Annotated in this window: 19 protein-coding genes; 12 read left to right on the forward strand and 7 right to left on the reverse strand. The window is 72.0% G+C overall.

Annotated features, from left to right (window positions below):
- Positions 1–3: 3 nt before the first annotated feature.
- The 3 genes from sbcB to V4F39_RS05135 are packed head-to-tail and all read right to left on the reverse strand — an operon-like array spanning position 4 to position 3,749.
- Positions 4–1,443 carry an exodeoxyribonuclease I gene (gene sbcB, locus V4F39_RS05125; protein ID WP_332288230.1) on the reverse strand — a complete coding sequence of 480 codons (1,440 nt, stop codon included), beginning with the start codon at positions 1,441–1,443 and terminating at the stop codon, positions 4–6.
- Positions 1,444–1,449: 6 nt separating this feature from the next.
- Positions 1,450–2,811, reverse strand: a complete 1,362-nt coding sequence (locus V4F39_RS05130) for an amidase (RefSeq protein ID WP_332288231.1) — start codon at positions 2,809–2,811, stop codon at positions 1,450–1,452.
- A 32-nt stretch (positions 2,812–2,843) separates the two neighbouring features.
- Entirely contained in the window at positions 2,844–3,749 is a 906-nt protein-coding gene (locus V4F39_RS05135) for a DNA ligase (protein ID WP_332288232.1), read from the reverse strand.
- Positions 3,750–3,874: 125 nt separating this feature from the next.
- Here V4F39_RS05135 and V4F39_RS05140 point away from each other — a divergent pair, with 125 nt between their 5' ends.
- From V4F39_RS05140 to V4F39_RS05155, 4 genes are all read left to right on the forward strand, one after another.
- Positions 3,875–6,742: an aconitate hydratase gene (locus V4F39_RS05140; RefSeq protein ID WP_332288233.1), complete on the forward strand. Its 2,868-nt coding sequence runs from the start codon at positions 3,875–3,877 to the stop codon at positions 6,740–6,742.
- A gap of 106 nt (positions 6,743–6,848) precedes the next feature.
- The gene (locus V4F39_RS05145) at positions 6,849–8,003 is read left to right on the forward strand and encodes an FIST signal transduction protein (protein WP_332288234.1); all 1,155 of its coding nucleotides are present in this window, start codon (positions 6,849–6,851) and stop codon (positions 8,001–8,003) included.
- Entirely contained in the window at positions 8,000–9,955 is a 1,956-nt protein-coding gene (locus V4F39_RS05150; RefSeq protein ID WP_332288235.1) for a putative bifunctional diguanylate cyclase/phosphodiesterase, read from the forward strand. The genes V4F39_RS05145 and V4F39_RS05150 overlap by 4 nt, the downstream gene beginning before the upstream one ends.
- 19 nt (positions 9,956–9,974) lie before the next feature.
- A complete protein-coding gene (locus V4F39_RS05155; RefSeq protein ID WP_332288236.1) occupies positions 9,975–11,108 on the forward strand; it encodes a DNA alkylation repair protein in 1,134 nt (377 codons plus the stop codon).
- A gap of 16 nt (positions 11,109–11,124) precedes the next feature.
- On the opposite strand, the gene V4F39_RS05160 is transcribed toward V4F39_RS05155, so the two are convergent.
- From V4F39_RS05160 to V4F39_RS05170, 3 genes are all read right to left on the reverse strand, one after another.
- The gene (locus V4F39_RS05160; protein WP_332288237.1) at positions 11,125–11,475 is read right to left on the reverse strand and encodes an ArsC family reductase; all 351 of its coding nucleotides are present in this window, start codon (positions 11,473–11,475) and stop codon (positions 11,125–11,127) included.
- Positions 11,472–11,975: a hypothetical protein gene (locus tag V4F39_RS05165; RefSeq protein ID WP_332288238.1), complete on the reverse strand. Its 504-nt coding sequence runs from the start codon at positions 11,973–11,975 to the stop codon at positions 11,472–11,474. The genes V4F39_RS05160 and V4F39_RS05165 overlap by 4 nt, the downstream gene beginning before the upstream one ends.
- 103 nt (positions 11,976–12,078) lie before the next feature.
- The gene (locus V4F39_RS05170; RefSeq protein WP_332288239.1) at positions 12,079–13,311 is read right to left on the reverse strand and encodes an acyl-CoA dehydrogenase family protein; all 1,233 of its coding nucleotides are present in this window, start codon (positions 13,309–13,311) and stop codon (positions 12,079–12,081) included.
- A 114-nt stretch (positions 13,312–13,425) separates the two neighbouring features.
- Between V4F39_RS05170 and V4F39_RS05175 the strand changes: the two genes are divergently transcribed.
- Positions 13,426–14,160: a tRNA-uridine aminocarboxypropyltransferase gene (locus V4F39_RS05175; protein ID WP_332288240.1), complete on the forward strand. Its 735-nt coding sequence runs from the start codon at positions 13,426–13,428 to the stop codon at positions 14,158–14,160.
- On the opposite strand, the gene V4F39_RS05180 is transcribed toward V4F39_RS05175, so the two are convergent.
- Positions 14,085–17,399: a hypothetical protein gene (locus V4F39_RS05180; protein WP_332288241.1), complete on the reverse strand. Its 3,315-nt coding sequence runs from the start codon at positions 17,397–17,399 to the stop codon at positions 14,085–14,087. The two genes, V4F39_RS05175 and V4F39_RS05180, sit on opposite strands and share 76 nt — an antisense overlap.
- 139 nt (positions 17,400–17,538) lie before the next feature.
- Between V4F39_RS05180 and V4F39_RS05185 the strand changes: the two genes are divergently transcribed.
- The 7 genes from V4F39_RS05185 to V4F39_RS05215 all read left to right on the forward strand — a co-directional run bounded on the left by V4F39_RS05185 (position 17,539) and on the right by V4F39_RS05215 (position 23,600).
- Entirely contained in the window at positions 17,539–18,426 is an 888-nt protein-coding gene (locus V4F39_RS05185) for a LysR substrate-binding domain-containing protein (RefSeq protein ID WP_332288242.1), read from the forward strand.
- A 156-nt stretch (positions 18,427–18,582) separates the two neighbouring features.
- Positions 18,583–19,791 carry a CaiB/BaiF CoA transferase family protein gene (locus V4F39_RS05190; protein WP_332288243.1) on the forward strand — a complete coding sequence of 403 codons (1,209 nt, stop codon included), beginning with the start codon at positions 18,583–18,585 and terminating at the stop codon, positions 19,789–19,791.
- 39 nt (positions 19,792–19,830) lie between these two features.
- Positions 19,831–20,634, forward strand: coding sequence for an enoyl-CoA hydratase-related protein (locus V4F39_RS05195; protein ID WP_332288244.1), 804 nt, complete (start codon positions 19,831–19,833; stop codon positions 20,632–20,634).
- Positions 20,635–20,662: 28 nt separating this feature from the next.
- Entirely contained in the window at positions 20,663–21,631 is a 969-nt protein-coding gene (locus tag V4F39_RS05200; protein WP_332288245.1) for a Bug family tripartite tricarboxylate transporter substrate binding protein, read from the forward strand.
- 12 nt (positions 21,632–21,643) lie between these two features.
- On the forward strand, positions 21,644–22,402 hold the full coding sequence (locus V4F39_RS05205) for an enoyl-CoA hydratase/isomerase family protein (protein WP_332288246.1): 759 nt from the start codon (positions 21,644–21,646) through the stop codon (positions 22,400–22,402).
- 31 nt (positions 22,403–22,433) lie between these two features.
- Positions 22,434–23,051 carry a TetR/AcrR family transcriptional regulator gene (locus V4F39_RS05210; RefSeq protein WP_332288247.1) on the forward strand — a complete coding sequence of 206 codons (618 nt, stop codon included), beginning with the start codon at positions 22,434–22,436 and terminating at the stop codon, positions 23,049–23,051.
- A gap of 36 nt (positions 23,052–23,087) precedes the next feature.
- Positions 23,088–23,600 (forward strand): hypothetical protein, encoded by a 513-nt coding sequence (locus V4F39_RS05215; RefSeq protein WP_332288248.1) that lies wholly within the window; start codon positions 23,088–23,090, stop codon positions 23,598–23,600.
- Positions 23,601–23,612: the final 12 nt, after the last annotated feature.

Consider the following 23,612-nt stretch of genomic DNA (forward strand, 5'->3'; position numbering starts at 1 on the left):
CCGTCAATGCGCCGGCGCGATCTGCTCCGCGTAGTCGTACAACGCGCCGAGGATGTCCTGCCCGCGCTCGTCGGCGGTTTCGCTGAGGGTATCGATCTGTTCGAAGAACGCCTGCAGCGACAGGCCCCCGCCCGCACCGTCGTGCAGGCGGGCGGCGCAGTGTGCGCGCCACCGCTGCTGCTCCGCGTCGGACAGCGTTGAGGGGAAGTTGCGCGCGCGGTAGCGGAAGAACAGCTCGTCCAGCCGCTCGTCGGCGAACGCCGGCGGGCGGGCGGCGAGTGCCTCTGGGGACGAGCTGCGCAGCCGCTGCAGCATGCGCCGGTCCTCGTTGCCGATGAAGCCGCCGTACAGGTCTTCGTCGACATCGGGCGCCTCGGCCGGCTTGGGCCGCTCGAACACCTCCGGCCAGATGCCGGCCATCTGGCCCTGGCCGCGCGCGGCCACTTCCGCGTGGCGCAGCGCCTGGTCCACATCGATGTTCCAACGTGCCACCACGGCCGGCGTCAGCGTCTTCAGGTTGCCGATGACGATGGGGGACTTGTTCACGTGGATCGTCTTGATCGGCAGCCGCGCCACCCCTCCGGGCAGCGCGTCGGCGCGGCTGAACATGCGCTCCCGGATGGCGGCCGCGTTCAGCGTGAACAGCTCCTGCGGGTTCTGCGCCAGGTCCCACACGATGACCTCGTTCTTGTTCGTCGGGTGCGGCGCCAGCGGCCACACCAGCGCCATGCAGCCGCGCTCGGGCCCGTACATGCCCGACAGGTGCAGGAACGGCTTGCCCTGCCGCTGCGCGCTCTCCATCTCGGCCATCACGGCGTGCTTGCCGCGCAGCTTCAGGCAGAACTCCCACAGCCGCGGCTGCCGCTCGCGGATCAGCCGCGCCAGCGCGATCGTCGCGCGCACGTCCGACAGCGCATCGTGTGCCGCCTCGTGCGCCAGGCCGTTGGCGGCGGTCAGGTGCTCCAGCTTGAACGAGGCGCGGCCGTCTTCATGCGTCGGCCACTCGATGCCCTCGGGCCGCAGCGCCCAGCAGGTGCGCACCACGTCGAGCAGGTCCCACCGCCCGCAGCCGTTCTGCCATTCGCGGCCGTAGGGGTCGATCAGGTTGCGCCAGAAGAGATGGCGCGTCACCTCATCGTCGAAGCGGATCGAGTTGTAGCCCACGCCGATGGTCTCGGGCTGCGCGAGCTGCTGCTCGATCGCCGCGGCGAAGGCGTGCTCGGGCAGCCCGCGCTCCAGGCAGGTCTGCGGCAGGATGCCGGTGAGCAGGCACGACTCGGGGTTGGGCAGGTAGTCGGGTGCCGGTGCGCAATACAGCATCTGCGCGTCGCCGATTTCGTTCAGCGCCTCGTCGGTACGGATGCCGGCAAATTGCGAAGGCCGGTCGCGCCGCGGCGAGATGCCGAAGGTCTCGTAGTCGTGCCAGAAGAAGCTCAGAGCCATGTCGAATCAGGAGTGGGGTTGGGCCAGGGCGCATTCGACGGCCAGCGCGGCCGCCGCCAGCCGCGCGTCGTCGCCGCGCACCGAGGCCAGCATCAGCCCGACCGGCAGCTCGCCCGGCGCGTGGCACGGCAGGCTGAACGCACAGCCGTCGAGGTAGTTGATCGCAAAAGTGTTGCGCAGCAGCAGGCCGTTGGCCTTGAAGAAGGCCTCGTCGGACGCGGCCAGCTCGGCGATCGGCGGCGCGACGATCGGCACGGTCGGGCACAACAGCGCGTCGAAGCCTTCTAGCCTTCCCTCCGCACGCGCGATCCAGCCCGCCCGGCGATCGTGCAGGCGGATGTAGTCCGCCGCGCTCACCGGCTCGCCAAGCGCGATGCGCGCGGCCACGCGCGGGTCGAACGCGGCCCGGTCCGTCGCCAGCCGCTCGCGGTGAACCGCAAACGCCTCCGCCGACGAGAAGCCGCCGGGCGCGTTGAGCGTGGCGATCTCGGCCAGTTCGGCGAACGCGATCTCCTCGATCAGCGCGCCGGCCTGCGACAACCGTTGCACCGCGCGCTCGAACGCGCCGGCCACGGCCGGCTCGATGCCGTCGAACATCAGCGTGCGCGGCACGGCCAGCCGCAGGCCGGCCACCGGGCGGCGGCGCACCGACAGCGGCATGTCGGCGATCGCGGCATCGGCGACCAGGCAGTCGTCGACGCAGCGCGCCATGGCGCACACGGTGTCGAGCGTGCGCGACAGCTCGAACGCACCGGTGCGCGGCACGCGCGCCTGCGTGGGCTTGAAGCCCACCAGCCCGTTCAGCGCGGCCGGGATGCGGATCGAGCCGCCGGTGTCGGAACCGAGCCCGACGACCGCCAGCCCCAGCGCCACCGACACCGCCGCACCCGACGACGAGCCGCCGGGGATGCGCGCGACCTGCACATCGGCCGGGTTGCGCGGCGTGCCGTGGTGCGGGTTGATGCCCACGCCGGAGAAGGCGAACTCCGTCATGTTGGTCTTGCCGACGATGGCCGCGCCCTGGCGCCGCAGGCGTGCCACGCACGGGGCGTCGGCCGCCGCGGGCGGCTCGTCGCGGCACGCGACCGAGCCGGCCAGCGTGGTTTCGCCGGCCACGTCGAAGAGGTCCTTGATTGACACCGGCAGCCCGGCCAGCGGCGCGAGCTGCACGCCCGCTTGCAGCGCGGCATCGGCATGGCGGGCCGCGGCGAGCGCGGCGTCCGCGTAGAGCTGCGTGAACACGTGCTGCGCGGCCGGCGAGCGGGCGCCAGCCAGCGCCTGGGCGACCAGCGCTTCGTGGCTCAGCTCGCCGCGCGCGATGCGCTCGCGCAGCGTGGCGATCGGTGGGAGGGCGGTGCGATGCGTCATGGCCGGGCAGTGTGCCGTAGTCGGGCGCCGCATCAGAACGCCTCCCGCACGCGCACGAAGCTGGCGAAGCGCGGCACGCCCTTGGCGGTGAAGCCGTGGTGGCGGTAGGTGACGAGCACGCCGACCGGCGGCGGCGCCTCGCGCTGCGCATCGGTGAAGCCGGTGCCGAGCTGGAAGACGACGCCCTCCGGCGTGCGCAGCCGCAGCGCCCCCAGCCGGCCCGTGTGCCGGCCCTTGCCCGGCAGGTGGCCGATGACCACCGCCTCGGCGTCCTGCCGGGGCTTGAGCTTCAGCAGCGCGTCGCTGCGGCCGGTGTGGTACGGGGCATCGGCCCGGTGCAGCATCAGCCCTTCGCCGCCGGCCCGCACGACCGCATCGAGCCGGCGCCGCAGCGCCGGGCGGTCCGGCACGCGGGCCTGTTCCACCGCGACGAGCTGCGGCCAGCGGGCCTCGGCCACGAGGCGGTGGATCTCCGCCACACGTTCCTCGAACGTGCCCCCGGCACCGGGCAGCTCGAACACGAGGTACTTCACCTGCCGCCATTGGCCGTCGTCGGGCACCTCGCGCCGCACGATGCCGGACAGCGCGTCGAAGCGGCCGCGGCCGAGCCACAGCTCGCCGTCGAGCGCCTGCAGCGGCAGCCGCGCCGTGAACCAGTCCGGTGCGGGCACGCGGCCCCCGCCGCGAAAACGCAGCGTGCGGCCATCCCACTGGGCTCGCACGCCGTCGAACTTCTCGCTCACCAGGTAGTGCGCGGGATCATCGCCGGGGCCAAACTCGCGCGCCAGCAGCATCGCCGGCGGTGCCGCGGCCTGCACGCCGGCCGGCTCGGCCGGCATGCCCTGTGCGCCGGCGGTGGCCAGCCAGGCGGCCTGCCCGATCCATGCGACGGCCGCCGCCAGCAGGCGGCGCCGGGTCCTGCTTGGCGTGTGCGGCATCACGATGCCCTCCCCGGACCAGCATACGGCCGCCGCTTCGCACCGGGGAAGAAGTTTTCCCCGCGGGACTGCACTGTCGTCCCCGGCTCGGCACAATCGCCCGCACCCCTCACCCGGAGCTGCCCATGCCAAAAGCCCACGCCTTCTCCAAGACGCTGAAGACCTTCACCACCGCCTCCGGCAAGTCAGGCCGGTTCTTCTCGCTGCCGCAGCTCGCGAAGACCTACCCGAACGTGAACCGGCTGCCCGTGTCGATCCGCATCGTGCTGGAGTCGGTGCTGCGCAACTGTGACGGCCAGAAGGTGACGCCCGAGCACGTGGCGCAGCTCGCCAACTGGCAGGCCACGGCCGAACGCATCGACGAGATCCCCTTCGTCGTCGCCCGCGTGGTGCTGCAGGACTTCACCGGCGTGCCGCTGCTGGCCGACCTGGCCGCCATGCGCTCGGTGGCGGCCGGCCTCGGCAAGAACCCCAAGGCCATCGAGCCGCTGGTGCCGGTGGACCTGGTGGTCGACCACTCCATCATGGTCGACCACTACGGCACGAAGAAGGCGCTCGACCTGAACATGCGGCTGGAGTTCCAGCGCAACCAGGAGCGCTACCAGTTCATGAAATGGGGCATGCAGGCCTTCGACACCTTCCGTGTCGTGCCGCCGGGCTTCGGCATCGTGCACCAGGTGAACCTCGAGTACCTGGCGCGCGGCGTGCACAAGTCGAAGGACGGCACCTACTACCCCGACAGCCTGGTCGGCACCGACAGCCACACCACGATGATCAACGGCATCGGCGTGGTGGCCTGGGGCGTGGGCGGCATCGAGGCCGAGGCCGGCATGCTCGGCCAGCCGGTGTACTTCCTGACGCCCGACGTGGTCGGCTTCGAGCTGAGCGGCGCGCTGCGCGAAGGCGTGACCGCCACCGACATGGTGCTCACCGTCACCGAGATCCTGCGGCGCGAGAAGGTGGTGGGCAAGTTCGTCGAGTTCTTCGGCGAAGGCACGCGCAGCCTCTCGGTGCCCGACCGCGCCACCATCGGCAACATGGCGCCCGAGTACGGCGCGACGATGGGTTTCTTCCCGGTCGACGAGAAGACGATCGAATACTTCAAGGGCACCGGCCGCACCAAGGCCGAGATCGAAGCCTTCGAGGCCTACTTCCGCGCGCAGAAGATGTTCGGCGTGCCGATGCCGGGCGACATCGACTACACCAAGGTCATCCAGCTGGACCTCGGCAGCGTCACGCCCAGCCTGGCCGGGCCCAAGCGGCCGCAGGACCGCATCGAGCTCGGCAACGTGAAGTCGCAGTTCGCGTCGCTGTTCGCGAAGCCCGTGGCCGAGAACGGCTTCAACCGCCCGGCCGAGCTGCTGCTCACGCGCCACGTGGTGCGCGCCGAGGAAGCCCGCGCGCAGCACCAGCCCGAGCCGCCCCACCCGGCCGAACCTGCCGGCGCCCCGCGCCCGCTGGCCGAGATGAGCGGCAACCGCCCGACGCTGGAGGCCGCCGAATCGCAGGCGCCCGTCGAGCAGAAGAAGACCCCCGAGGTGTCGATCGGCAACGGCGACGTGCTGATCGCCGCGATCACCTCGTGCACCAACACCTCCAACCCCAGCGTGATGCTGGCCGCCGGCCTGCTCGCGAAGAAGGCCGTCGAACGCGGGCTGAAGGTGGCGCCGCACATCAAGACCTCGCTCGCCCCCGGCTCGCGCATCGTCACCGAATACCTCGAGAAGGCCGGCCTGCTGCCCTACCTGGAGAAGCTCAACTTCAACCTCGCGGGTTACGGCTGCACCACCTGCATCGGCAACGCCGGCGACCTGACCCCGGAGCTCAACGAGGTGATCACGAAGAACGACCTGGTCTGCGCCGCGGTGCTCTCGGGCAACCGCAACTTCGAGGCACGCATCCATCCGAACCTGAAGGCCAACTTCCTCGCCTCGCCGCCGCTGGTGGTGGCCTACGCGATCGCCGGCACCGTCAACCGCGACCTGATGACCGAACCCGTCGGCCACGACAAGAAGGGCCGGCCCGTGTGGCTCGGCGACATCTGGCCCACGAGCGACGAGGTCTACGCGCAGATGAAGTACGCGATGAACGGCAAGGCCTTCAAGGCCAACTACGACAAGGTGAAGTCGGAGCCGGGCCCGCTGTGGAACAAGATCAAGGGCGTGGCGGGACAGGTGTACGACTGGCCGTCCTCCACCTACATCGCCGAGCCGCCCTTCTTCAAGGACTTCGCGCTGCAGCCGCCGGCCGCCGAGGCCGCTGCCGCGGGCATCCGCGGCGCGCGCGTGATGGCCCTCTTCGGCGACTCGATCACCACCGACCACATCTCGCCGGCCGGCTCGATCAAGGAAAGCTCGCCCGCCGGCCAGTGGCTCAAGGCGAACGGCGTGCAGAAGGCCGACTTCAACAGCTACGGCTCGCGCCGCGGCAACCACGACGTGATGATGCGCGGCACCTTCGCCAACGTGCGCATCAAGAACCTGATGATTCCCGCGGGGGACGACGGCTCGCGCGAGGAAGGCGGCGTCACGCTCTTCCAGCCGGGCGGCGAGAAGATGTTCATCTACGACGCCGCGATGAAGTACATCGCCGAGGGCACCCCCACCGTGATCTTCGCCGGCGAGGAATACGGCACCGGCTCCAGCCGCGACTGGGCCGCCAAGGGCACGCAGCTGCTGGGCATCAAGGCCGTGGTGGCGCGCAGCTTCGAACGCATCCACCGCTCCAACCTGGTCGGCATGGGCGTGCTGCCGCTGCAGTTCAAGCCCGGCGATTCATGGGAGAGCTTGGGCCTGAAGGGCGACGAGGTGATCGACGTGGCGATCGGCGGCGCACTCAGGCCGCAGGCCGATGCGGTGCTGGGGATCCAGCGCGCCGACGGCAGCCGCCAGGAGGTGGCGGTGACGCTGCGCATCGACACGCCGATCGAGGTCGAGTACTACCAGCACGGCGGCATCCTGCCCTTCGTGCTGAGGCAGCTGCTCGACGCCTGAATGCCGCAATCGATAACAAATGAAAATACTGATTTAGGTATCAATTGACGGCATGGCGTGCCGAAGAAGGGGGCAACATGGTTGCACCCCCTCCGTCCGGCCCGTCATGCACGTCTGCACCTCCGAATACCGCCCTGCCACCGGCTGGGTACCCGCCCTGCCGGCCGGGCTCGACGGCCACCACACGCTGGTCCTGGTGTTCGGCGCGGGCGGCTTCATCGACGACCCGGCACCGTTCTTCGACCTCGCCGACGCCTTCCCGTCGTCCGTCCACCTGGGCTGCTCTTCCGGCGGCGAGATCTCGGGCGACTGGCTGCTCGACGACACCCTGACGGTGGCGGTCGTGCGCTTCGAGCACGCACGGCTGCATGCCGCCACCACCACGGTGGCGGAGCTCGCGGACTCGGAAGACGCCGGTGCGCGGCTGGCGGCGCAGATGCCGCGCAAGGGCCTGCGCATGGTGTTCGCCGTCTCCGACGGCCTGTGCGTCGACGGCACGGCCCTGCTGCGCGGGCTGACGCGCTGCCTGCCCGAGCATGTGCCCGTCACGGGCGGCATGGCCGGCGACCGCGGCCGCCTCGCGACCACCTGGGTCTACGGGCACGACCGCCACCTGCCGGCGCCCGCACGCGCCTGCCTGGTGGGGCTGTACGGCGAGCGCCTGTGCTTCGGCCAGGGACACGCCACCGGCTGGGCCGATCTCGGGCCGGAGCGCCGCATCACCCGCGCCCGGGGCAACGTGCTGTTCGAGCTCGACGGCCAGCCCGCCCTCGAGCTGTACAAGCGCTACCTCGGCGAGCTCGCCATGGAGCTGCCCGGCTCGGCCCTGCGGTTCCCGCTGTCGGTGCGGCGCGCAGAGGGGCCGGGCCCCGAGGCGCCCCTGGTTCGCAGCGTGCTGGCCGTCGACGAGGCGCGGCGCGCGCTGGTGCTGTCGGGCAGCGCGCCCGTGGGGGGCATGGCCCGCCTGATGCGCACGCGCGTGGACGACCTCGTGGCCAGCGCGGCGCAGGCCTCGGCCGCCGCCGCAGCGCGTCTGCCGGCCGGCGCCGAGTCGCTGGTGATCTCGGTGAGCTGCCTCGGGCGCCGCATCGTGATGGGCGAACGCACCGGGGACGAACTCGATGCGGTGCTGGACCACGGCGCCCGTGCCTGCGGACGGGTCGGTTTCTATTCCTTCGGCGAGTTCTCGCCGGCCCTGCCGGGCGGCTGCACCGAGCTGCACCACCAAACGCTCGCCCTCACCGCACTGGCCGAGGCGTGAAGCGCCTGCCCCCGATGCACGCACCGAGCTCCGCCGCGCCGCTGCACGAGACCCTGCTGCGGCAACTGCGTCGCGCCGGCCTCACGACCGAACAGCCGCCCGCCGAACCCGAGGCATGGGCGGCGCTGCTGCACGGCCTGAGCCGCAGCTACTGCGAGGCGGAGCAGGACCGCCGGCTGCTCGAACGCGCCCAGGACATCGCCTCGCGCGAGCTGGCGAGCCTCAACCACGCACTCGAAACCAGCCGCAGCCGCCTGGCGAGCCTGCTGTCGCTGTCGTCGGACTGGCTTTGGGAGCAGGACGAACAGGGCCGTTTCACCCACGTGTCGATCGGCCGGCACGCGGCCACCACGCTCGACCCGGCCCACCTGATCGGCAAGGCCTGCGTCGGCGAAGCCAGCATCGCCGCCCGCCCTGAAGCGCTGGCGGAGTACAGCGGGCGCTGCGCCGACCGGCTCGCATTCCGCTGCTTCACGTTCACGCTCGCAGCGCCGGAGGGCGGCCACCACCACCTGCGCATCAGCGGCGAGCCGGTGTACTCGAACGGCCGCTTCCTCGGCTACCGGGGGGTCGGCAGCGACGTCACGCGCTCGGTGGAGGCGGAGCAGCAGGTGGAGCAGCTGGCGCGCTTCGACGCGCTCACCGGCCTGCCCAACCGGCATCTCTTCGCCCTCGAGCTCGACCGCGCCCTGGTGCGCGCACACCGCGGCCAGGGCGGCTTCGCGGTGATGCTGCTCGACCTCGACCGCTTCAAGAACATCAACGACCACCTGGGCCACGCGGCCGGCGACGAACTCCTGAAGCACACCGCCGGCCGTCTGCGGGCGCTGCTGCGCGACAGCGACGTGCTGGCGCGGCTGGGCGGTGACGAGTTCGTGCTGCTCGTCGACCACTGCGCCGACGCCGTGGCGCTGTCGTCGGTGGCCACCCGGGCGCTCGAGGCCATCGCGCAGCCGCTGTCGGTGGACGGCCTCAAGCTCCAGGTGTCGTGCAGCATCGGCATCGCCCAGTACCCGGCCGACGGCGAGGACGCGGCCGCGCTGCTGAAAAACGCCGACGCCGCGATGTACCTGGCCAAGGCCCAAGGCAAGAACACCTTCGAGTACTACACGGCGCAGCTCGCGCAGCGCGCCGCCGAGCACTTCTCGCTGGAGGGCGACCTGGTGCGCGCCGCCGGGCAGGGCGAGCTGCGGCTGGTCTACCAGCCCAAGTTCCGCCTCGCCGACGGCAGCATGTCGGGCATGGAGGCGCTGCTGCGCTGGCAGCATCCGCAGCGCGGCCTGCTGATGCCGGACATGTTCATCGGGCTGGCCGAGGAGAGCGGCCAGATCGTCCCGATCGGCCGCTGGGTGCTGCAGGCCGCCTGCCGCCAGATCCGCGAGTGGCGTCGCCACGGCATCGAGGTGCCGCCCTGCGCCATCAACTTGTCGATGCGCCAGTTCGCCGCGGCGACACTGATCGACGACGTGCTGGGCACGCTGGCGGAACACGGCCTCGGCGCCGAGGCGCTGGAGCTGGAAATCACCGAGAGCGTCCTGATGCACGACCCGGACCGGGGCGGCCGCATGCTGCACCGCCTGCGCGAGGCCGGGGTGCGCATCGCGATCGACGATTTCGGCACCGGCTACTCCTCGCTGGCCTACCTCAAGCGGTTCCCTGCCCACACGCTGAAGATCGACCGCTCCTTCATCCGCGGCCTGCCCCAGGGCCGCGAGGACACCGCGATCACACGCGGCGTGATCGCGATGGCGCACAGCCTGGACATGCGGGTCGTCGCCGAGGGCGTCGAGTCGCCCGAGCAGCTGGCGCTGCTGTACCACCACGGCTGCGACGAAGCGCAGGGCTTCCTGCTCGGCCGCCCGGCGCCGCCCGGGCCGCTGCCGCCCAACGTCGCGGTGGGCGCGCACGTGGCCGCCGTGTTCGACGAGCTGCGCCGGGAACACGACGTTTGACGCTACCCTCGGCCTCCTGATGGCCGAACCCTTCAAGAACCTCCTCAACGCCGCCCTGGTGCGCCAGGCCGGCCACCACCTCCAGCGGGCCTGGCCCGCCTTCGACCGGAGCCGCTTCGAGGCGCTGGCCGAGGGCGGCCTCGACACACTCGAACTCAAGGCCCGCGCCGGCCACATCAGCGCGGCGCTCGAAGCCACGCTGCCGGCCGACTTCGATGCCGCCTGCGGGGTGCTGGAGGCCTCGCTCGCCCCCGCGTCCGAAGGCACCCCCGCCCGCCCCGCCGTGGACGGCCTGGCGGGCTGGATCGTCTGGCCGATGACGGACTACGTCGCGCGCGCCGGCCAGGTGCACCCCGAGCGCGCACTGGCCGCGCTGCATGCGATGACGCAGCGGCTCACGGCCGAGTGGGCCTTGCGCCCCTTCATCGTCAACCACCCTGCTCTCACGTGGGACACGCTGCAGCGCTGGTGCGTTGACCCGAGCGCCCACGTGCGCCGCCTCGTCAGTGAAGGCAGCCGGCCCCGGCTGCCGTGGGGCCTGCAGCTGAAGTCGCTGATCGCCGACCCCTCGCCGACCCTGCCGCTGCTCGAACGCCTGCAGGACGACCCCAGCGACTATGTGCGCCGCAGCGTCGCCAACCACCTGAACGACATCGCGAAGGACCACCCCGGCCTTGTCACCGGATGGCTCGCGCGCCACCTGCCCGGCGCCACGGCCGAACGCCGGGCGCTGCTGCGCCACGCCAGCCGCACGCTGATCAAGCGCGGCGATGCCGGCGCGCTGGCCGCCTGGGGGTTGGGCGCAGCGCTGCAAGGCCATGCCGTGCTGGTGGTCACGCCGGCGCAGGCCGTGCTCGGCGGCGACGGCGTCACGATCGAGGCGACGCTCGTGTCCACCGCCCGCGGGCCGCAGGCGCTGGAGGTCGACTATGCGGTCCACCACGTCAAGGCCCGTGGCGGCGCGACGGCCAAGGTGTTCAAGGGCTGGCGGCTCACGCTCGCCGCAGGCGAGCAGCGTGTGCTGCGCAAGCGCCACGCACTGAAGGAGATCACCACCCGCCGCTACCACGCCGGGTGGCACCGGGTGGACCTGCTGGTCAACGGGAAGGTGATGGCCGAGGCGGGCTTTGCGCTGGCACTCGCCGGCCCCTGACCCCTCGGCGCGCCCGTCAGGCGCGTCTCGCCCACTCCGCCGCGTCGAAGCCGACGGTGACGCCGCCGTCGGCCCACTCCACCACCGGCCGCTTGATCACACTGGCCTGCGCCGCCATCAGCGACGCGGCGCTGGCATCGTCGGCCACACCTGCCCGCGTGGCGTCGTCGAGCTTGCGCCAGGTGGTGCCCTTGCGGTTGACCAGTGCCTCCCACCCCACGGCCTGCAGCCAGGCCTGCAGCCGGGAGGCCGGCACGCCGGCCTTCTTGAAGTCGTGGAACTGGTAAGGGATGTCGTGCGCTTCGAGCCAGCCGCGGGCACGCTTGACCGTGTCGCAGTTGGGGATGCCGTAAACCGTGATCGTCATTCTGATTTGTCGTTGCCACCCGCGTCACAGGCCGGGTCGATGCCCTGGGCCGCGTCCTTCACCTGGCCGCCGACCACGGACACCTGGAACCACAGGCATCCCCAGGCATCGTAGCGGTACGACCACACCTCGCCGCCCTGCCAGCCGCCATGGCGGCGTTCCGAAGGATGGCCCAGCTCGCGCAGCAGCGTGTCCACCGGCACCCCGGGCTGCGCCTGCGCGAAGAGGTTGGGTTCGGTCAGCACCTGCTGCCAGCCGGTGACGCGGCCATCGGCACCCAGGTCGACCATGTAGGTGTGCTTGCCCATCGGTCCACGTGCGTACTCGAGCCGCGTGCCGCCCTGCGGCAAGGCGTGGCGGCCGGTGGGTTCGCCCATCGACGCCGCGACCTGCTGCGCCGTCTGGCCCGTTTGCACGGCGCCGGGGCCGTAGGCGGCGCAGCCGGCCAGAGCAAGGCCGGCCAGCACAGGCAGGGCCGATGAGAAGGTGGAAGCAGCCATGGGACACCTCGGTGTTTGTGCGTGTGCCTCCATGCTGCGCCGGCTGGCGCGCCGCTGCAAGCCGTCGGCGCCCGCACCGCGCCAGCCGCGGGGCCTTGCGTGCCTACAGGCCGCGCGCGGCGGTGCGCTTGGCCAGCTCCAGCTTGGCGATCGCGCGGCGGTGCACTTCGTCGGGGCCATCGACGATGCGCACGGTGCGCTGGTGCGCATAGGCCCGGGCGAGCCAGAAATCCTGGCTGACGCCGGCGGCGCCGTGCGCCTGGATCGCCCAGTCGAGCACCTTGCAGGACACGTTCGGCGCGACGACCTTGATCATCGCGATCTCGGCCTGCGCGGCCTTGTTGCCCACCGTGTCCATCTTGTGCGCGGCGTTCAGCGTGAGCAGGCGGGCCTGGTCGATCATGCAGCGCGACTCGGCGATGCGCTCGTGCCAGACCGACTGCTCGGCCAGCGGCCTGCCGAAGGCCACACGCGTCTGCAGGCGGTCGATCATCATCTCCAGCGCTCGCTCGGCCGCCCCGATGGAGCGCATGCAGTGGTGGATGCGGCCCGGGCCGAGGCGGCCCTGCGCGATCTCGAAGCCGCGGCCCTCGCCGAGCAGGATGTTCTCCACCGGCACGCGCACGTCGGTGAGCGACACCTCCATGTGGCCGTGCGGCGCGTCGTCGTAGCCGAAGACGCTGAGGTGCCGCTCGACCTCGACGCCCGGTGTCCCGGCGGGCACCAGGATCATCGACTGCTGGGCATGCCGCGGCGCATGCACGTCCGTCTTGCCCATCACGATGTAGATCGCGCAGTGCGGGCTGCCCGCGCCCGACGAGAACCACTTGCGGCCGTTGATCACGTAGTGATCGCCGTCGCGGCGGATGTCGCACTGGATGTTCGTCGCGTCCGACGACGCCACCGCTGGCTCGGTCATCAGGAAGGCCGAGCGGATCCTGCCGTCGAGCAGCGGCTGCAGCCAGCGGTCCTGCTGCGCGGGCGTGGCGTAGCGCTCCAGGGTTTCCATGTTGCCGGTGTCGGGCGCCGAGCAGTTGAAGACTTCGCCCGACCAGGCCACGCGGCCCATCACCTCGCACAGCGGCGCGTAGTCGAGGTTGCTGATGCCCGGCACGCCGCGGTACTCGTGCGGCAGGAACATGTTCCACAGGCCCTGCCGGCGGGCGATGACCTTCAGCTCCTCGACCACCGCGGGCTGCTGCCAGGCGTCGCCGCCACGGCGGAAGGCGTCCATCTCCGCCTCGTAGCGCGCCTCGTTCGGGTAGATGTGCTCGTCGAAGAACGCGGTCAGGCGCTTCAGCAGATCGACGGTCTTGGCCGAATAGTCCCAGGTCATGCGTGTCTCCTTCGCTTGGGGCAACCGGATGATTGAACCACCGGCCCGTGCCGCGGCCGGTCGCGAAGGTGACGCCGGGCCGGGCAGTAGCGCGCGCCATGCGACCATGCCCGGGTGAACGGCCCTTCCCTCCTCCGCCGCGCGACCTGCACACGCTGCTGGCGGCCACAGGCGAGCTGCCTGTGCGCGCTCGCCCAGCCGACCGCACACCGCACCGAGGTGCTGGTGCTGCAGCACCCGCAGGAGCAGCGCCAGCCGAAGAACAGCGCGGCGCTGCTGCGCCTGTCGCTGGCGCGGTGCGAGGTGGTCGTCGGCGACCGCTTCGCGCCTGAAGCGCTGCAGGCCCTGCTGCATCGCTCCGCAGGGCGAGCGTGCCTGCTTTATCCCGACATGCCGGCCGCATCGCCACCGCCGCCGGCCTTGATGCTGCCGCCGGGTGTGCCGTTGCGGCTGGTGGTGATCGACGCGACCTGGCGCAAGAGCCTGCGGATGCTGTTCGAACACCCGGCCCTGGCCGGGTTGCCGCGGCTGTCGTTGGACGCCCCGCCGCCCACCCGCTATCGCGCGATCCGGGCGGCGCGGCGTGCCAACCAGGTCTCGACGCTGGAGGCGACCGTGCAGGCGCTGGCGGTGTTGGAGGGGCCGGCGTTCGACGGCGCGCCGCTGCTCGATGCGTTCGGGCGGTTCGTGGAAGGGCTCGCGCAGCGGCACAGGCAGGTCGGCACCGGACCAACGGCAACGACCGGCGGATCGCCCGGCCCGAAGGCGGCGCCTCACTTGCCCGACAGCCACCCCAGCAGGTCCAGCAGGGGCTGCACGCCGGCCAGCAGGCCGGCGAACGACAGGTAGCCCACGCTGGTCTTGAGGCCGTAGATCTCGGGCAGCCGGGCGATGCTGACGCCGCCGTTGCGCAGCCGGGCGCCGTCGAAGAGCAAGGCCCCGGCGGCGAGCAGGAACACCAGCAGCGGCACCACCCGCAGCAGCGTCTGCACCGGCACCCCCGCCGCCCCCGACACCAGCGCCTGGCTCAGCAGGTAGGGCACGGTGATGCCCATGCCGAAGACCGCCGCGCGCATGAAGCCATCGCGGCCGCGGATCAGGTGGAAGACGTAGCCGAAGAGAAAGCCGGCAACCGCCCAGACCGCCATCGCATTGAGCAGCTCGCCGCAGAACGCCAGCACGCGCGACCCCGAGCCGTCGTGGGCGATCACGCGGTACTGCGGATCGACGACCACGAACTTGCCGAGTGCGGTGAGCCAGGTGCTCTTGGTGCTGGCGGCCGCGCCGGCCCACTGGAACTGCACCAGCAGCTGCAGGAACAGGCCGACCGCGATGCCGGCCAGCGCGGCGCGCCGAGCATTGCCCAGCGGCGTCTCGCCCGGGCCGTGGAAGAACAGCCGGCGGCGCGCCTCGTCCTGCGGCATGCCGAGGGCCTGGTCGAGGACCCGCTGCGCCTTGTCGATCTCCGCGCGCTGCGCATGCAGGTGCGCCGCGGAAGTCCGGCCTTCGCCGAACAGCTTCTCCACGCTGGCGCGGCGCGAGCGGAGCAGGCGGCTCTCGGCCATGTGCGCCGCCAGCTTCTGCGCCAGGCCGGGCGCGGGCGGCGCGGGGGCGCCGCGTCCGCGGTCGACGATCCCGTGCATGAACACGGCCCAGCCCGCGACCATCACCAGCGCCACGGCCAGCGGCTCGCGGTTCCACAGGCTGAGGTAGCCCGCGAAGGTGGCGGCCATCAGGCCGACCAGTGCCGCGGGCAGCAAGAAGGGCGGCGCGGCGGGCCCGACGAGCGGCGGCAGCCGGCCGGCCTCGTGCTCCTGCGCCACGGCCAGCGGCACCAGCACCGCCAGCAGCGCGCCGAAGGCCTGGAAGAACGACATCAGCTGGAACGTCGTCGCGTGCAGGATCTGCGGCTGCGCCCACGAGCGGTCGACCATCGGCCAGACGATCACCAGCGCCGCGAGCAGCAGCCAGCGTGTGCGCAGCACCCGGCGCAGGCGGGCGCCGCCGGCCGGGGACAGCATCGCGGCGGCGACCTCGCGGAACGCGCGCAGCAGCACGACCACCACCAGCACGACGAAGGCGCCCGATGACACCGAGACGAGCGCGATGGCGGGATCGCCCATCTGCAGCCCCGGCACCATCGCCCGCGCCATCGGATCGCCGTCGCCCAAGCCGATGGCCGCGACCCAGGCCAGGTCGGCCACGCCCTGCGTCAGCGGCAGGGCGAAGAGCAGCAGCCCGGCCCCGACGGCCGCGCCGATCACCGGCGCCGCCGGCACCGCGACGCGGAACAGCCAGTAGGTGGCCGTCCAGAAGAGCAGCAGGCCACCGGCCCCCCACGCGCCCAGCAGCAGCATGAGCGCCGTGCCCCGGGCCGAGGCCGGGTCGTCGGCCGCGTCCGGTAGCCATCCGCCGGGCAGTTCGGCCAGCAGCGCGGGGGCATCGACCGACAGCAACTGCAAGGCCCTGTGCGCGCCCAGCGCGGCCAGCAGCAGCCCGACCGCCAGCAGCGCCGCCGTGGAGGCGGTGACCCGGTGCAGCCAGCCGCCGCGCGGCGCACCGGCACCGCGCAGAATCGGCACGACCAGCAACGCGGCGCACAGGGCGATCGGCGCGGACAGGTCGCCGGCCGGCACGCCCGGCATGGGCACGCCCGCCAGGTTCAGGAAGCCGAAGGCGCCCACGAACAGGCGCGTGAGCTGCAGCAGCACCGGCTGCAATGCAAAGGCCGCCATGAACGCGAGCAGCGCCACCAGGCCGGTGTGGGCCGCATGCACACGCGCGGGCCGGGGCGCCGGCCAGCCCCGGCGCAGGGCCCACAGGATCAGCGCCGCCGGCGCGGCAGCGGCCAGGGCCCAGGCCGTGGCCGTCCACACGGGCGGCAGCAGGTGGCGCAGGTCGGCCAGCGCGACGAGCAGGCCCTGCCGCCGCTCGGCCGGCGCGGCCGCGGAGGCGGCGACGGACGGCGGCGCCGCCGATGCGGCAGCCTCCACCGCCGGTGCCGCCTGGCGTGCCGCTTCGTGCCCGAGGATCACGAGCTGCCAGTCCGGATGGTCGGGGGCGCCGGTCCATTCGAGGGTGTCGGCCTCCACCCGCTGCGGTGCACGGCCCACGATGCGCAGCGTGTCGCCGAAGCCGCGCAACACGAGGCGGTCGCCGTCGCGGTCGAGGAAGTCGCTCGACTTGAACAGGGTCACCTCGCCCTGTTCGACCACGTATGCGGTGCGCACTGGCGTGCAGGGGCTGCCGGCCGCACGGTCGCCAGCGGCCGCGCGCGGCAGGCGCCGCCAGGCCAGGTCGCTGGCCGCGCGTGGTGGTCCGATCACCATCGCGGTGAAGAGGCGGCCCAGCAGCTCGGGGCCGGGCAGCGCCGGCGCATCGCGCAGCACGGGATGGCCGTCGCGCAGGCAGGCCTCGGCCTCGACCGCCACCCGGCCCTGCGCGTCCCGCGCCAGTTCCAGCCGGCGGCCGCTGGCGCCCTCGTCGACGTCAAGCGCCGGCGCCGGTGCCGGTGCGGACGCCGATGCCCGGGCGGGCTCGGCGACCACGGCGGCCAGCTGCAGGTCGGCGACCAACAGCAGCGCGCGCAAGGCATCGCTGCCGTGCGACAGGCTGCCCAGCACGGCCAGCTGGCGGTTGGCCCCCTCCGCGCCCCGCGCCGGCAAGGGGTAGCGCAGCCGCTCGTCGACGGGCCAGGCCGACACCAGGTTCGCGCCGGGCCGCCAGCGCAGGCCCGAGAACCACGCGAGCCGGCCCCCGGTCAGGAAGCCGCTGAACGGCTCGCCGTTGACGAAGAGCACGCCTTCGGCGGCTTTTGGCATCAACACCAGCGCCTGGCCGCTGGCGGCGCAGTCCGACTGCAGCGCCGCCGCCTCCTGGCCGGCCAGCACGGCCAGCGCGGGGGGCAGCCAGACCGCGTGGCCGCAGCCGTCGGCCACCATCAGCACCGTCGGCTCGGCCGATCCGACGCCCAGCAGGCGCAGCGCCTGGCGCACGATCGCGCCATGCACCTGGAACAGCGCGAGCAGCACGACACCCGCCAGCAGCAGCGGCAATGCTCGCCAGGCGAAGCGGAGGCTGGCACCCATGCAGAACCCCTTCGGGAAGCGGTGGCTGAGCGTAGCAGCGCGGGGCCGGCGTGCCGATCCCATCGGCTGCGGACGGCCAGCGCTTAGCATTCGGCCGGCCCCCCGCGGCTCACGACCCCCGTTCCACCGTACCGACGCCATGGACCCGCTGCCGCCGCTCAATCCGCTCAAGGCCTTCGAAGCCACGGGCCGGCTGCTCAGCGTCTCGAAGGCCGCCGAGGCTTTGTCGGTGACGCCTGCCGCCGTCAGCCGGCAGATCCGGGCGCTCGAGGAGTTCCTCGCCGTGCAGCTGTTCGACCGGGTGCCGGGCGGCATCCAGTTGACGCCAGCGGGGGCCCGCTACCTGTCGGAAGTCAGCCCGCTGTTCGCGGCCCTGCGCACGGCCACCAACCGGGTGATGGGAGGCGGATATCGGCGCCATGTGCTGAAGATCCGTTCTCCCGCGACCTTCGCCGTGCGCTGGCTCATCCCGCGCCTGGCGAGCTTCCATCGGCAGCACCCGTCGATCGACGTGCAGCTGGCCACGTCGCCGGCGCCGCTGAACTTCGAGCGCGAAGACATCGAGGCCGGCGTGCAGCTGGGCGACGGCGACTGGCCGGCACTGCGCACGCAGCGGCTGGTGCCCAACCTGCTGGTGCCTGTCATGGCCCCGCGCCACGCAGCCCCGCGCGCGATGGCCTCGCCGCAGGCCCTGGCCGGCGAGACGCTGCTGCACTCGATGGCGCGCCCCGACGATTGGGCCCTGTGGCTCCAGGCCGCCGGGGTCACCGGCATCAACCCCTACCGCGGCATGAAGTACGAGACCTCCTTGCTCGCGTACCAGGCCGCGCTCGAAGGGCATGGCATCGCCATCGCGCAGCAAGCACTGGTCGAGAAGGAACTGGCCGAAGGCACCCTGGTCGCGCCGGTCGCCTTCACGCTGGACCGGGGGCGGCACACCTACTACTTCGCGTCGCCGCTGGACAAGCCCGAGACGGCCGCATTGCAGGCCTTCCGGGAATGGATGGCCGCCAGCGCCGCTGCGTAGCCGACGGCGCCGCCGGCCGCTGCCCTTGAGAAAAACTCAAAGCGGCGGGCCATAAAGTCGTTTGCCCGCACAGGGCCCGGCTTCCTATCCTCACTGCAGCTTCCCGCCCCCTGCCGTCATCCCGGCGCGCCAGGGTTCCAGGGGTGGACCACCGACATGCTCAGTGATTGCTTGAATGGCCTCAAGGTGCTCGACTTCTCCCACGTCGTGGCCGGGCCCGTGTGCGGAATGATGCTCGGCGACATGGGCGCCGACGTCGTCAAGATCGAGCCACCCGAGGGGGAGCTCGGGCGCCGGATCGGCCCGCCCTTCCTGAACGGCGAGAGCGTGGTGTCGCTCAGCGTCAACCGCAACAAGCGCGGCCTCGCGGTCGACCTGAAGTCGCCCGAGGGCCGCCGGACGATCCTCGAGATGGCGGTGCAGGCCGACGTGCTCATCGAAAGCTTCCGCCCCGGCGTGATGGCCCGGTTCGGCCTCGATGCCGAGACGCTCCGGGCGCTCAACCCTCGGCTCGTCTATTGCTCCATCTCCGCCTTCGGGCAGACCGGCCCCTGGCGCGAACGTGCCGGCGTCGACGGGATCATCCAGGCGGCCGCGGGGCTGATGAGCACCGTCGGCCATGGCCACTCCGACCCGATGAAGATGTCGACGCCGGTCGCCGACATGGTGACTGGCTACCTCGCCACCGTGGGCGTGCTGGGCGCGCTGGCGAAGGTCCGGCTGGGCCATGCGGGGCAGCACCTCGACGTCAGCCTCTACAACGCGACGCTCATGCTGCAGCAGGTGGGCTTCGCGTTCTACCTGGCCACAGGGCAGGAGCCCGAGAAGACCGGCAGCGCGGCACCGTATGCCGCGCCCAACGAGGCCTTCCCGACGGCCGACGGCTGGATCATGGTGGCCGCCTACCAGCCGGATCGATGGCGCGCGCTGTGCCGCGTGCTGGATCTTCCGGCACTGCCAGACGACGAACGCTTCGCCGACAACGCCGCGCGGGTCGCCCATCGAGCGGCGCTGTACGAAACCCTGGGCACGGCGTTCCAGCAGCGCGACACCGCGGCCTGGCTGCGGCTGCTGGGCGACGCGGACATCCTCTGTGCCCCTATCGCCCGCTACGCGGACGTGACCGCCTCCGAGCAGTACCGCCACAGCGGCATCGAGACCGCGCTCCACCATCCGGTGGCCGGCGACGTCCGGCTGCCGGGCTTCGGCCTGGCCGGCGGCGAAGACCTCCGCACGCCGGCATCGCCGCCGCCGCTGGTGGGCCAGCACTCGGCCGAGGTGCTGGCGGACTACGGCCTGTCGCCGGCGCGCATCCAGGCACTGCTGCTCGGCGGGGCCGTCCGCACCTGCGACGCGTCCCGTTGACCCGCTGCTTTCGCAACCCTGAACCGTCCGACCCACGACATGACCCATTCCCACGAAGCCGCTGCGCTGGTGACGAGCCGTCTCGAAGACGGCGTGCTCACCCTTTCCATGAACGCCGTGGACAACGGCAACGCGATGACCGTCGCGATGAGCGAGGCGCTGGCGCTCGCGTTCGAGCAGACCGCGAAGGCCCAGAGCGTGCAGTGCGTGGTGCTGCGCTCCTCGGCACGCCATTTCTGCACCGGCGGCAGCGTCGAGGACATGCAGGCGGGGGCGGACCTGATGCAAGGCAGCGTCGAAGACGTGCGGGATCGGCTGGCGTCCACGCTGCACCGGGTGACGCGGGCCACCCAGGCGATCGAGGTGCCGTTGATCGCGGCGGTGGACGGCGCCGCCGTGGGCGCGGGGTTCGATCTGGCGCTGATGTGCGACATCCGCATCGCGAGCGAGCGCGCCCGCTTCGCCGAAAGCTTCCTGCGGCTCGGGCTGATCTCGGGCATCGGCGGGGCATGGTTCCTGAGCCGGCTGGTCGGCCTGTCGAAGGCGATGGAGCTGACGTTCACCAGCGAATTCCTCGACGCGCCGGCCGCACTGGCCCACGGCATCGTGTCGCGCGTCGTGGCCCCCGACCGGCTCGACGACGAAGCGGCATCGCTGGCGCGGCGCATCGCGGCCACGCCGCCCCGGGCGCTGCGGATGGCCAAGACGCTGGTCCGTGAGTCGGCCACCGCACCCCTGAGCACGGCCCTCGAAATGGCCGCGTCGATGCAGGCCATGCTGCTGTGCGGCGCCGAGCACAAGAACGCGGTCGACACCTTCCTCGCCCAGCAGAAGCGCCGCTGAGCGGCCTGCCCCTTCGCCCGGAGACACCATGACGCCCACCCGCCGCACCACCCTTGCCTGCCTGCTGCTCGCCGCGCTCGGCCCGGCCGCCTTCGCGCAGGCGAATTTCCCCGACAAGCCCCTGACCTTCATCATCCCCTTCGGCGCCGGCAGCGCGACCGATCAGCTCGCCCGTGCGCTGGCCGCGTCGATCACCGAGCAGACGAAGCAGGCGGTGATCGTCGACAACCGGGCCGGCGCCGGGGGCATGCTCGCGGCACAGCAGGCGGCACGAGCGCCGGCGGACGGCTACACGGTGCTGGTCACGACGAACAGCACGCAGTCCGCCAACCCCCACCTCTTCAAGAAGCTGCCGTACGACCCCGGACGGGACTTCAGGCCGCTCACCGCCCTGGGCCGCGGCGGCATGGTGCTGGTGGTGCGCCCCGACTCGCCGTACAGGACGCTGGGCGACGTGCTCGCCAAAGCGAAGCGCGACCCGGGCACGCTGACCTTCGGCAGCGGCAACTCGTCGAGCCGGGTCGCGGTCGAGATGCTGAAGCAGCTGAGCGGCATCGACATGCTCTGGGTCGGCTACAAGAGCAACCCGAACGCGCTGACCGACCTGCTGGGCGGCCAGATCGACCTGATGGCCATCGACACCGTGACGGGGCTGGCCCAGATCCAGGCCGGCAAGCTGCGGCCGCTGGGTGTGTCGACGCCTCAGCGGATGCCGCTGCTGAACGGCGTGCCGACCATCGCCGAAGCCGGGGTCAAGGGCTACGACATCGGCTACTGGTTCGGTGCCTACGTGCCCGCCGCGACGCCGGTGCCGGTGGCGAATGCACTGCGCGAGCTCTTCGTCAAGGCCACGCGCAGCAGCCATGCGGGCGCGTTCTACGCCAACACGGCCACCGAGCCGTGGACCACGACCGCCGACGAGCTGGCGCGCTTCCAGTCGCTCGACACCGAGAAGTGGGGCCGCGTGATCAAGGCCGCCGGGATCGAGGCCGAATAGGGCGCCGGCGCAATGGCCATCCGATACCACGTCGACGGCGCCATCGCGCATGTCGGCATCGACCGCCCGGACAAGCTGAACGCGATGACCCTGGCGATGTACGAAGACCTGGGCCGAGCCTTCCTGCGGGCGCGTGACGACGACGCGGTCCGGGTGGTGCTGCTGAGGGGGGCCGGCGATCGGGCGTTCTGTGCCGGCGCGGACCTGACGGAGTCGATTCCCGCGCTGGCCGAGGGCCGCTTCGACATCTCGCGCTGGGACGATGCGCACCTGAAGCGGGGCGACTACTTCAAGCCGGTAGTGGCGGCCATCCACGGCGTGTGCTTCGGCGGGGGCTTCGAGCTGATGCTCGCGACGGACATCCGCGTCGCCTCGGCGGACGCCGTGTTCTCGCTCCCCGAGGCGGGCATGGGCTTCGTGCCCGCCGCCGGCACCCTCACCCGCCTGGTCCGGCAGCTGCCGTTCGCCATCGCCATGGAACTGATGCTCACGGCGGAACGCTTCACCGCGCAGCGGCTGGCCGGCATCGGCCTGCTCAACGCGGTGGTCCCGCGCGAGGCCCTGATGGAGACTGCGCTCGGCTACGCCAGGCGCATCGCCGGCATGGGGCCGACGGCGGTGCGCGTGATCAAGCAGGCCGCGCTGACGCTGCAGCACCTGCCGCTGACCGACGCGTTCGCTGCGGAAGCCCGGTTGGCACAGCAGGCCTTCGAAAGCTTGGAGGCCCGTGCGGGCCTGGATCAATTCATGCGCCGCCAGCGATCGGCTTGACAACCATCCAACTAGTAGGCAGGCTGCCGGCATGGAGACGAACCTCACGCCGCAGGCCGGCCGCATCCTCGACTGCGCGCAGGCCCTGATCGCCGCCGGCGGCTACAACGGCTTCAGTTACGCCGACATCTCGGCGCAGGTGGGCATCACCAAGGCCAGCATCCATCACCACTTCCCGAAGAAGTCGGACCTCGTGCTGACCCTGGTACGGCGTTATCGGGCGGCGGGCGCCGAAGGCATGGCCGCGTTGGCGGCGAACGGCATGGGGCCGCGGGCCTGCCTGGAGGCCTACATCGGCTGGTGGGCGGCATGCATCCGCGACGGGACGATGCCGATCTGCATCTGCGCGATGCTGGCGGCTGAAACGCCGGCCTTGCCGGCCGACGTCGCGGAAGAAGTGCGCCTGCATTTCACCGGCCTGTCGGCCTGGCTGGAAGGCGTGCTGGCGAAGGGCGCGTCCAGCCGTGCGTTCCGCCTGCACGGCGGTCCGGCGGCGGAAGCGCAGGCCCTCATGGCCACGGTGCACGGCGCCATGATTTCGGCGCGTGCCTACGGTGATCCGGCCATCTTCGACGCGGTGGCGGGCCCGCTCGTCGAGCGGCTGGCCGCGCCGCACCCCCAGAAGCCCGCGCCGGGCAGGAAGACGTAGCGGGCCGCAACGCCGCTGCCACGGGCATCCCACGGTTTGAACAAGGAACTCGACATGTTTGGCATTTCCCCCCTCGGCTGGCTCCACACGCTCGGCAGCCTGCCGGCCATTCCTGCGGCGGCGTACATGTTCGCCCGCCACGGCCGCATCGTGCCGCGCTCGAAGGCAGGCGCGGCCTACTTCGTTTCGATGCTGATCGGTGCCGTCACCGTCGTGTTCGTCGCGCACCAGCCGGTCGGTTACGCCATCGCCAGCGTCACGCTCCTGCTGCTGCTGGTCGGCTACGGCGCCGCGCTGCTCCCGGGGCGGGGCCGCGCGAAGGCGTATGTCGAGACGGTCACGCTGACACTGACCGCCTTCCTGCTGATGCTGCCGACCGTCACCGAAATCCTGCGCCGCGTTCCGGACGGGCACCCGCTGGTGACGGACCTGCAATCCCCGCTCCTGCTCGGCGCGCAGGGCCTCCTGCTCGTCGCCCTGCTGGCAGGGCTGGCGGCACAGGTCATCCACCTGCGCACGCAGGCACGCGCCCACCGCGCCATGCGGTGACGGGACCGACGG

Source organism: Aquincola agrisoli (assembly GCF_036621135.1).
GTDB classification, from domain to species: Bacteria; Pseudomonadota; Gammaproteobacteria; order Burkholderiales; family Burkholderiaceae_C; genus Aquincola; species Aquincola agrisoli.